Annotated in this window: 9 protein-coding genes and 3 tRNA genes; 7 read left to right on the top strand and 5 right to left on the bottom strand. The window is 75.7% G+C overall.

What is annotated here, in order from left to right; translation table 11 throughout:
* Positions 1–209 precede the first annotated feature (209 nt).
* Both ACI79V_RS22295 and ACI79V_RS22290 read left to right on the top strand, forming a co-directional pair.
* Positions 210–1,703, top strand: coding sequence for a metallophosphoesterase family protein (locus ACI79V_RS22295; protein WP_456892826.1), 1,494 nt, complete (start codon positions 210–212; stop codon positions 1,701–1,703).
* Between the two features lie 24 nt (positions 1,704–1,727).
* Positions 1,728–2,057 carry a hypothetical protein gene (locus ACI79V_RS22290; RefSeq protein WP_456892824.1) on the top strand — a complete coding sequence of 110 codons (330 nt, stop codon included), beginning with the start codon at positions 1,728–1,730 and terminating at the stop codon, positions 2,055–2,057.
* On the opposite strand, the gene ACI79V_RS22285 is transcribed toward ACI79V_RS22290, so the two are convergent.
* Positions 2,054–2,722 (bottom strand): AMIN-like domain-containing (lipo)protein, encoded by a 669-nt coding sequence (locus tag ACI79V_RS22285; protein WP_456892822.1) that lies wholly within the window; start codon positions 2,720–2,722, stop codon positions 2,054–2,056. The genes ACI79V_RS22290 and ACI79V_RS22285 overlap by 4 nt on opposite strands.
* 132 nt (positions 2,723–2,854) lie before the next feature.
* Here ACI79V_RS22285 and ACI79V_RS22280 point away from each other — a divergent pair.
* From ACI79V_RS22280 to ACI79V_RS22265, 4 genes are all read left to right on the top strand, one after another.
* A tRNA-Glu gene (locus ACI79V_RS22280) sits at positions 2,855–2,927 on the top strand.
* Positions 2,928–2,942: 15 nt separating this feature from the next.
* Positions 2,943–3,016: transfer RNA gene (locus ACI79V_RS22275), tRNA-Asp, on the top strand.
* Between the two features lie 23 nt (positions 3,017–3,039).
* Positions 3,040–3,113 (top strand) — tRNA-Phe (locus ACI79V_RS22270).
* Between the two features lie 26 nt (positions 3,114–3,139).
* Positions 3,140–3,595 (top strand): GNAT family N-acetyltransferase, encoded by a 456-nt coding sequence (locus ACI79V_RS22265; RefSeq protein WP_456892820.1) that lies wholly within the window; start codon positions 3,140–3,142, stop codon positions 3,593–3,595.
* Position 3,596: 1 nt separating this feature from the next.
* Here ACI79V_RS22265 and ACI79V_RS22260 read toward each other — a convergent pair whose 3' ends face one another.
* Both ACI79V_RS22260 and ACI79V_RS22255 read right to left on the bottom strand, forming a co-directional pair.
* Positions 3,597–4,565 carry a glycosyltransferase gene (locus tag ACI79V_RS22260; protein ID WP_456892818.1) on the bottom strand — a complete coding sequence of 323 codons (969 nt, stop codon included), beginning with the start codon at positions 4,563–4,565 and terminating at the stop codon, positions 3,597–3,599.
* Between the two features lie 176 nt (positions 4,566–4,741).
* A complete protein-coding gene (locus ACI79V_RS22255; RefSeq protein WP_456892816.1) occupies positions 4,742–5,431 on the bottom strand; it encodes a phosphodiesterase in 690 nt (229 codons plus the stop codon).
* Positions 5,432–5,626: 195 nt separating this feature from the next.
* Here ACI79V_RS22255 and ACI79V_RS22250 point away from each other — a divergent pair, with 195 nt between their 5' ends.
* Positions 5,627–5,827 carry a hypothetical protein gene (locus ACI79V_RS22250; protein WP_456892814.1) on the top strand — a complete coding sequence of 67 codons (201 nt, stop codon included), beginning with the start codon at positions 5,627–5,629 and terminating at the stop codon, positions 5,825–5,827.
* Between the two features lie 66 nt (positions 5,828–5,893).
* Here ACI79V_RS22250 and ACI79V_RS22245 read toward each other — a convergent pair whose 3' ends face one another.
* Both ACI79V_RS22245 and ACI79V_RS22240 read right to left on the bottom strand, forming a co-directional pair.
* Complete coding sequence (locus ACI79V_RS22245) at positions 5,894–7,402, bottom strand: class I adenylate-forming enzyme family protein (protein ID WP_456892812.1); 1,509 nt, start codon at positions 7,400–7,402, stop codon at positions 5,894–5,896.
* On the bottom strand, positions 7,402–8,379 hold the full coding sequence (locus ACI79V_RS22240; RefSeq protein WP_456892827.1) for a phosphotriesterase family protein: 978 nt from the start codon (positions 8,377–8,379) through the stop codon (positions 7,402–7,404). The genes ACI79V_RS22245 and ACI79V_RS22240 overlap by 1 nt, the downstream gene beginning before the upstream one ends.
* Positions 8,380–8,421 lie beyond the last annotated feature (42 nt).

Genomic DNA, 8,421 nt, shown 5'->3' with positions numbered 1-8,421 from the left:
CCCCCCCCCCCCCCCCCCCCCCCCCCCCCCCCCCCCCCCCCCCCCCCCCCCCCCCCCCCCCCCCCCCCCCCCCCCCCCCCCCCCCCCCCCCCCCCGCGGTGAGGGAGGACGCGCCGCGGTGAGGGAGGACGCGCCGCGGTGAGGGAGGACGCCGGCGGACACCCCCTCCGGGGGGCGCCGGAGGTCCCCGGCCTGGCTAGCCTCGTCGGATGAGCGAGCCGACGGCGCCCGACCCGGGGCCCCGGCCGCGCCGTCGGCGGACCGCCGGCCGCTGGCTGGTCCGGCTGGCGCTCGCCCTCACCGGCGCCCTGGTCGGCGTGCTGCTGTTCGGGCGGGTGGAGGAGCCGCTCGGCCCGTTCGACGCCACGTTCGCGCTCACCCCGTCCGGCGGCGGCGCCACCGTGGAGATCCCGCCGCTGGGCGCCCTCGACGTCGACGCCTTCGACGGCCCCTTCGGGCTCGACGTCCAGCTCACCCGGGTCGACGAGGCGCGGGTGCGGGCACTGGTGGCCGACCCCAGCCGCGTCGACGGCCTCGTCGACCGGGTCAGCGCGGACCTGCAGGACGCCGTCGTCCGGCTGGCCTGGGTCTCCGCCGCCGCCGCCGTCGGCGGTGCCGCGCTCACCTCGCTGGTCGTCCTGCGGCGCCGCCGGGAGCCGCTGCTGGCCGCCGGCCTGTCGGTGACCCTGCTCGCCGGCACGGCCGGCCTGGGCGCGCTCACCTGGCGACCTGAGGCGCTGTCCACGCCCACCTACACCGGGCTGCTGGTCAACGCGACCAGCCTGATCGGCGACGCCCGCGACATCGTCGCCCGCTTCGACGCCTACCGGGCCTCCCTCGAGGACCTCGTCACCAACGTCAGCACGCTGTACGCCACGATCTCGACCCTGCCCACCCCCACCCGCGACGACGACACCGTCGCCCTGCTGCACGTCTCCGACCTGCACCTCAACCCCGCCGGCTTCGACCTGGTGCGCCAGGTCGTCGACCAGTTCGACGTCGACGGCGTGCTGGACACCGGGGACATCACCGACTGGGGCAGCGAGCCCGAGAACCGGCTCATCTCCTCGATCGGGCAGCTCGGCGTGCCCTACGTCTTCATCCGCGGCAACCACGACTCCGTGGTCACCGCCGGGCTGGTCGCCGGGCAGCCGAACGCCACCGTCCTCGACACCTCGGCGACGACGGTGGCCGGGCTGACCGTGGTGGGGGCCCGCGACCCGCGCTTCACCCCCGACCAGACCGCCACCGGCGACACCCCGTCGCTCGAGCAGACCGGCGAGGACCTCGCGGAGCTGGCCGAGGAGCAGCCCGAGCCGCCGGCGATCGCGATGGTGCACGACCCGGAACAGGCGCTCCCGCTGGACGGCGTCGTGCCCCTGGTGCTGGCCGGGCACACGCACGAGCGCGAGGTCGAGACCCTCGACGAGGGCACGCTGCTCATGGTGCAGGGCTCCACCGGCGGCGCCGGCCTGCGCGCGCTGCAGGGCGAGTACCCCGAGCCGCTGACCTGCACGGTCCTCTACCTGGACCCCGACACCGGCGAGCTGGTCGCCTACGACGACATCACGCTCGGCGGCCTGGGCGAGACCGAGGTGACCATCGAGCGCACCGTCGTCCCGGAGGCCGAGCCGGCCGACGGCACGGGGAACGGCACACCGGACGGCGCCGGCGACGGGACCCCGGCCTCCCCGACCGGCTGACCCGCCCGCCCTACGCTCGCCGCCATGTCCACCACGTCCCGCCCCCGCCTGGCCGCCGGCCTCCTCGCCGGCGCCCTGGCGCTGGTCCCCCTCGCCGGCTGCTCGTTCACCTCGAACGGCGTCTCGTGCTCCGGCTCGGCCTGCACCGTCACGCTCGACGGCGAGGGCAGCGAGGTCGAGATCCTCGGCCAGACGGTGACCTTCGGCGGGGTGCAGGACGGGCGGGCCTCGATCAGCGTCGGGGGCGCCAGCGTCTCCTGCGGCGAGGGCGAGAGCGTCGCCGCCGGGCCGCTGGCACTGGAGTGCACCAGCGTGAGCGACGACGGGGTCGAGCTGCGCGCCAGCCTCAACTAGGCCGGGTCGGCGACCTCGACCACCACGCGCGCGGGGTCCTGCAGCGGGTACACGCGGAACGGGGACTCCGCGCGGGTGCCGACGAAGGCCACCGTCGCTCCCTCGAAGGTGGCGTCGAAGACGACCTCGGTGACGTTCGCGGTGCCCCGGCCCGGGAGCGGGTCGGGGCCGGCGAACTCCTCGACGCCGGTGTCGTAGGGGTACCCGGCGCCGGTGACGGTCACCTGCAGCACCGCCGCACCGGCCACCTCCACCTCGTCGCCGCTGCCCTGCGAGGCGGCGACGTCGACGTAGCGGACGTCCCAGCCGGGCGTGCCGGTGCCGGCCACCTCGAACACCACCCGGTCGAAGCCGTCGTGCCGGCCGGTGCGGATGTCGGTGACGGTCACCCGGGCGTCCGCGGAGGCCTCGGCGGTGTCGGGCGAGGTGTCGGCGGGGAACGGCGGTGCGGCGGTGCCGGCGTCCCCGCCGTCCGGCCCGGTGGGCTCCGCGGTGTCCCCGCCGCCGTCCGTCGCCGACGAGGTCGCCGGGGAGGTCGCCGGGGAGGTCGCCGGGGAGGTCGCCGTGGACGACGCCGCCGCCGGACCAGGCTCCCCGCCGCACCCGGTGAGCAGCAGGCCCGCGGTCAGGGCGGCGCAGAGGGACGGGGCGGCACGGCGGGTCACGCGGGGATCGTGACAGCCGGCCGGCCCGGCGCTCGGGACCGGCGCGCAGCGGCGCGGCACACCGGGGCCGGGGGTGGGTCCGGAGCACCTCTGGGGGCCGTGTATCGTTCTCCCTGCCCCCGGCGAACACGAGCCCCCATCGTCTAGCGGTCCAGGACGCCGCCCTTTCAAGGCGGTAGCACGGGTTCGAACCCCGTTGGGGGCACGCACCACACAGCAAGGCCCTGTAGCGCAGTTGGTTAGCGCGCCGCCCTGTCACGGCGGAGGTCGCGGGTTCGAGTCCCGTCAGGGTCGCTCTCCGGTGGAGACACCGGGAGGGGCAGGTAGCTCAGTCGGTACGAGCGCTCGCCTGAAAAGCGAGAGGTCGGCGGTTCGACCCCGCCCCTGCCCACACACTCCCCCCGCGGACGGAGCCCGGTGGTCGTCGAACGCCGCGACCCGGCGCGCGACCCCGTCCTCGCCACCCGCCTCCTCGAGGTCCAGCACGCCGCCTACGCCGTCGAGGCGCGGTTGATCGGCGACGACCGCATCCCCGCTCTCGCCGAGGACGTCCCCGCCCTTCTCGCCACGGGCCTGGACTGGCTGGTGGCACTCCGGGACGGCGCGGTCGTCGGCGCCCTCGGCCGGCGGGACACCCCCGGCGGGGTCGACATCGACCGGCTGGTCGTCGACCCTGCGTCCGCCCGGTGCGGCGCCGGCCGGGCCCTGGTGGCCGCCGTCCTCGCCGACGCCGCCGGTCGCCGGGTCACCGTCTCCACCGGCCGGGACAACCGCCCGGCCCGTCGCCTCTACGCGCAGGCGGGCTTCCGCGAGACCGGGGAGCGCGAGGTGCTGCCCGGACTGTGGCTGGTCGACGCCGTCCACGGCGGGTGACTCAGACGCCGACCACCCGGTCGGCCAGCACCTGCTCGTACACCTGACCATGCACCGCGCGCACCGCCGCGAGCTGTCCGTCGCGCCAGGCCCGGTCGGCCGGCCGGGGCATCGGCCGGGTCAGTGCCGCGCCGACCGCGGCGTTGAGCGACACCGGGTCGAACCCGGTCTCCTCGTCGTTGCCGTAGACGACCACGTCGGACCACTGGTCGGCGAACCAGCCGCAGCTGGGCGCGACCACGCGGGTGCCGACGTCGCGGCAGACCTCGAGGTCGCGCGAGTGCGTGCCGCAGCGCTCCGGCAGGACGGCGGCGTGCAGCTCCTGCAACTGCTGCGGCCACCGCACCGGGTCGCGGATCACCACCTCGAGCCCCTCGGCGCGGGCGAGCTCCGGCCCCCCGGGCAGCTCCTCGCCCGGCTCGAGGAACACCCGCAGCCGGCCGCCGCCGGACACCGCGCCCGACAATGCCGCCCGCACCAGTCCCGCGGGGTCGGGCACCGCCGTCCGCGAGGCGCCCAGCGCCAGCCCGACCAGGCCGCGCTCGGCGCCGATCTGCGGGTCGGCCGTCGCCACCGACGGGTGCGCCACGGCGATCGCCGTCCGCCCGAAGCGCTCGGCGATCTCGTCGGCGGCCCCGGGCGTGAGGGTGAGGACCACCTCGGCGGTGGCCAGCAGCGCGGCCAGGTGCGCGTCGTGGCGGCGCCGCTCGGGCTGGGCCGGGTCGCGCAGCTGGTGCACGGTCACCACCAGCGGCACCCCGGTGCGGCGCAGCGCCTCGGTCCAGCTCACGACCTCGTCCTCGGGCAGGTGCTCGTAGCCGGCGTGCACGTGGACGACGTCGACGCGGTGCGCCCAGGCGGTCAGGTAGCCCGGGTCCAGCCACGGGCTCGGCTCGTGGTCGGGTCCCACCCGGACGGCGTTCCCCGGCACCACGGCGTCGACGTAGGCGTCGCGGTGCGGCACCGTCACGAGGCGGACCGGTGCACGGGACGCGGAGGGCGGAAGTGCGTGGACCACGCGAGCCTGCACCCCTCCTGTGTCCGAGCACTGCGACAGCAGGGCGGTGCTCCTCGGTGAACGCCGTTGTCTCGGATACCCGAGGATGGTGCCGCACAACCGTGTGCGATCTCACCGAGTGGTCCACGTCACTCGTTCGGGGGTGTGCTCCTGCCCTCCCGCGCGGCGGCGTAGGCCGGGGCCCGGAAGCGGGCCATCGGGCCGTCGGCGAGCAGCCCCGGGGGCGGGTTGCGGACGGCGTCGAAGCGCAGGTCCGGGTCCGGCTCCCCGACCGGGGCGCCGAGCACGAGGCGGGCGAACGGCGTCCACTCCCCCGTCCCGCGTGCCACCAGCAGCCGGAAGACCGTGCCGGGCGCCTCGGTGCGGACGGGCCCGGGATCGGACGGGACGTGCACCGGTCCGTCCGGGACGGCGGCCAGGCGCAGAGTCCCGGCGGCCGACCGGTAGCCCATGAACGACGAGTAGGGAACAGCGGCGTCGGTGCGCGGCACGGGCAGGTAGCGGGTCCACCGGCCGCGGCCGGCGGTCGACAGGAGCAGGTCCACCGGCCGATCGCCGCCGGGGAGGCGGACGGCCAGCCCCAGGAGGTCGGGCAGCGGCGCCGGGAGTCCCGCCCCCCGGGAGAGCCGGACGACGGCGGGCTCGCGCGCCGGGCCGGTCAGCCAGGGCACGCCCCAGTCGGGCACCGCGCCGTCGCGCTCGAGGACGGCGCCGAGCACCGCCCCGCGGGGGTGCATGGGCTTGCCGGAGCGCCGACGCGCCAGGGTCCCCAGCGGTACCGCGGCGATCCGGCCGGCCAGTCGCGCCAGGTCCTCCACGCGCCCTCCCTACCCGCGTGCACTTCCGCGGAACTGCACGGCACGTCACGGTGCGACCCCGTGCACTTCCGCGGAAGTGCACGTCCCGACCCTCCGGCGGGGGTCGCGCGGTGGGCAGGACCTGCCGGAGTCCGCCGGCCTGTCCGTCGTTCCTTTCCCTGTGGTCAGGACCGGTCCGCTGCCTACCGTCTGTGAGTGCTCACGACGCTCCTGGTCATCGGCGGGGTCCTCCTCGGCCTCCTGGTCCTGCTCGCCCTGATCGTCAGCCTGAGCGCCCGGCCCGCCACCCGCAGCGACCGCCCCGCCGGCTGGGTCGCCGACGCCGGCCGGCCGCACCCCGACGCGTGGTCGCCCCTGACCGGTACGACCACCTCGGAGATCCCGACGGTCCGCTGACCGTCCCCGACCCGCCGTCCCGGCGGCTGCGGCCAGCGCGCCGCCGGGACGCGGCGGTCACCCCGTTCAGCGGGGCACCGGCTCCCAGGAGGTCTCCCGGCGCAGCACCGGCTTGAGCACCTTGCCGCCCGGGTTGCGCGGCAGCACCGCCGAGCGCACGGACACGAACTGCGGCACCTTGAAGTCGGCCAGGTGCGCCCGGGCGTGGGCCAGCACCGCGCCGACGTCGAGTTCGGTGCCCGGCAGGGGCACGACGACGGCGCCGACCTTCTCCCCCATCACCGGGTCGGGGACGCCCACCACCGCCACCTCGAAGACCCCCGGCGCGGCCGCGAGGGCGTTCTCGACCTCGACGCAGTACACGTTCTCGCCGCCCCGGTTGATCATGTCCTTGGCGCGGTCGACGACGTAGGTGAGGCCCTCGTCGTCGATCCGCGCGAGGTCGCCGGAGTGCAGCCAGCCGCCCGCGAACGCCTCCGCGGTGGCCTCGGGCTTCCCCCAGTAGCCCTGCACCACGTTCGCCCCGCGGATGAGCAGCTCCCCGACCCCGGTCTCCGGGTCGGGATCGGCCAGCCGCAGGTCGACCACCGGCGCCGGGAAGCCCACCGAGTCGGCGTGGGCGTCGGCGTACTCGTGCGGCAGGAAGGTGGAGATCGACGAGGTCTCCGACAGGCCGAAGCCGTTGCCCACCCGCGCCGCGGGGAACGCCCGCTTGATCCGCTGCACCAGGTCGGGGGCGATCGGCGCGCCGCCGTAGGTGGTGTACCGGACACCGCTCACGTCGACGTCGGCGAAACCCGCCGAGCTGATGGCGAGCCAGTACACCGCGGGCACCGAGGTGAGCACGGCGATCCGCTCCTCGGGCACGGCCCGCAGGAACCGGCCGACCTCGAAGGCCGGCATCACCACCGCCGCGGCGCCGCTCTCCAGCGCGACCAGCAGCTGGCTGTTGCAGCCGGTGACGTGGAACAGCGGCACGCTGACCAGGTTGCGCAGCGACGGGTCGTGCCCGGCCAGGCCGACCACGCGGCGGGCGTTCTCGGTGTTGGTCAGGAAGTTCTCGTGGCTGGTCATGGCGCCCTTGGGGAAGCCGGTGGTCCCCGAGGTGTAGAAGATCGCCGCCAGGTCCGAGCGGTCCAGTCCCTCCTCGGCGCACGGCGCGCCCTCGGGCAGCGGGGTGCCGGGCGCCAGGACGACGCGGGCGCCGCTGTCGTCGACGACGTAGCGCGCCTCGTCCTCGGTGAACCGGGTGTTGACCGGCACGGCCACGCCCCCGGCCAGCAGCGTGCCGAAGAAGCCCAGCACCCAGTCGGCGCCGTTGCCCAGCCGGATCGCCACCCGGTCGCCGCGGCCGACGCCGGCCTCACGCAGCCCGCCGGCGACCCGCGCGGCGCCGTCCCACAGCTCCCGGAAGGTCAGCCGCGGCCCGTCGAGCTCGACGACGGCCTCGCCGTCGGGGTCCCGCTCGACCGACGCGCGCAGCATCGCCACGACCGAGTCCGGCACCCCGGTGTAGTGCTTGACGCCCGCGGCGTCGCGCTCGATCCCGCTCTCGTCGAAGGGGGACGCGGCCATCAGTACACCCCGGTCTCCTCGAAGTACCGCCGCGGGACGTCGACGAGCATGGTGGTGATCTGCTCCTCGGTCACGCCGTGCTCGCGCAGGTAGGGCAGCACGTCCTCGTGGATGTGCGTGTAGTGCCACTGCGGCAGCAGGGCCATCACGCCGGGGTCCAGCCAGTCGATGTAGCAGGAGGCGTCCTGCGAGAGCACCATCTGGCCCGCGAAGCCGCGGCGGCACATCTCCACGACGATGTCGGCGCGCGCCTCGAACGTGGTGTCCAGGTTGATCCCGAACCGGTCCATGCCGAGCACGAAGCCGGCCTCGGCGAGCTCGGTGAGGTGGTCGGCGTCGGTGGTGTCGCCGCTGTGGCCGAGGACGACCCGGCGGGGGTCCACGCCCTCGTCGTCGAGCACCTTCTGCACCGCGAGACCGGTGCGGCTGCCCGGGTGGGTGTGCACGGTGATCGGGGTGCCGGTGGTGCGGTGCGCCTTCGCGACGGCGCGCATGACCCGCTCGACACCCGACGTCATGCCCTGGTGGTGGATCGCGCACTTGAGCAGGCCGGCGCGCACGCCGGTGTTCGCGATCCCCTCGGTGATGTCGCCGACGAACATGTCGACCATCGGGTCGGGCACCTCGGTGCCCAGGGCCTCGTTGAGCGCCGGGCCGCGGTGGTGGAAGAAGAACGGGACGTCGTCGTAGGTGTAGCAGCCGGTGGCCACGACGATGTTGAGGTCGACCTGCTCGGCGATCCGCTGGATGCGGGGGATGTAGCGGCCCAGCCCGATGACGGTCGGGTCGACGATGGTCCGCACCCCCGTCGAGGTCAGCTTGGTCAGCTTCTGCACCGCGTCGGCGACCCGGTCGTCCTCGCTGCCCCACTCGTCGGGGTAGTTCTGCTGGATCTCGGCGTCGAGCACGAACACGTGCTCGTGCATGAGCGTCTGGCCGAGCTCGGCGGTGTCGACGGGACCGCGGACGGTCTGCACCTGGGGCAACGGGCTCTCCTGCCGGTCGGGCCGCCGGGCGCC

It is taken from the genome of Geodermatophilus sp. SYSU D00700, from assembly GCF_054050255.1.
The sequence above is the reverse complement of the archived record's forward strand: the minus strand, read 5'-3'. Positions and strand labels throughout refer to the sequence as shown.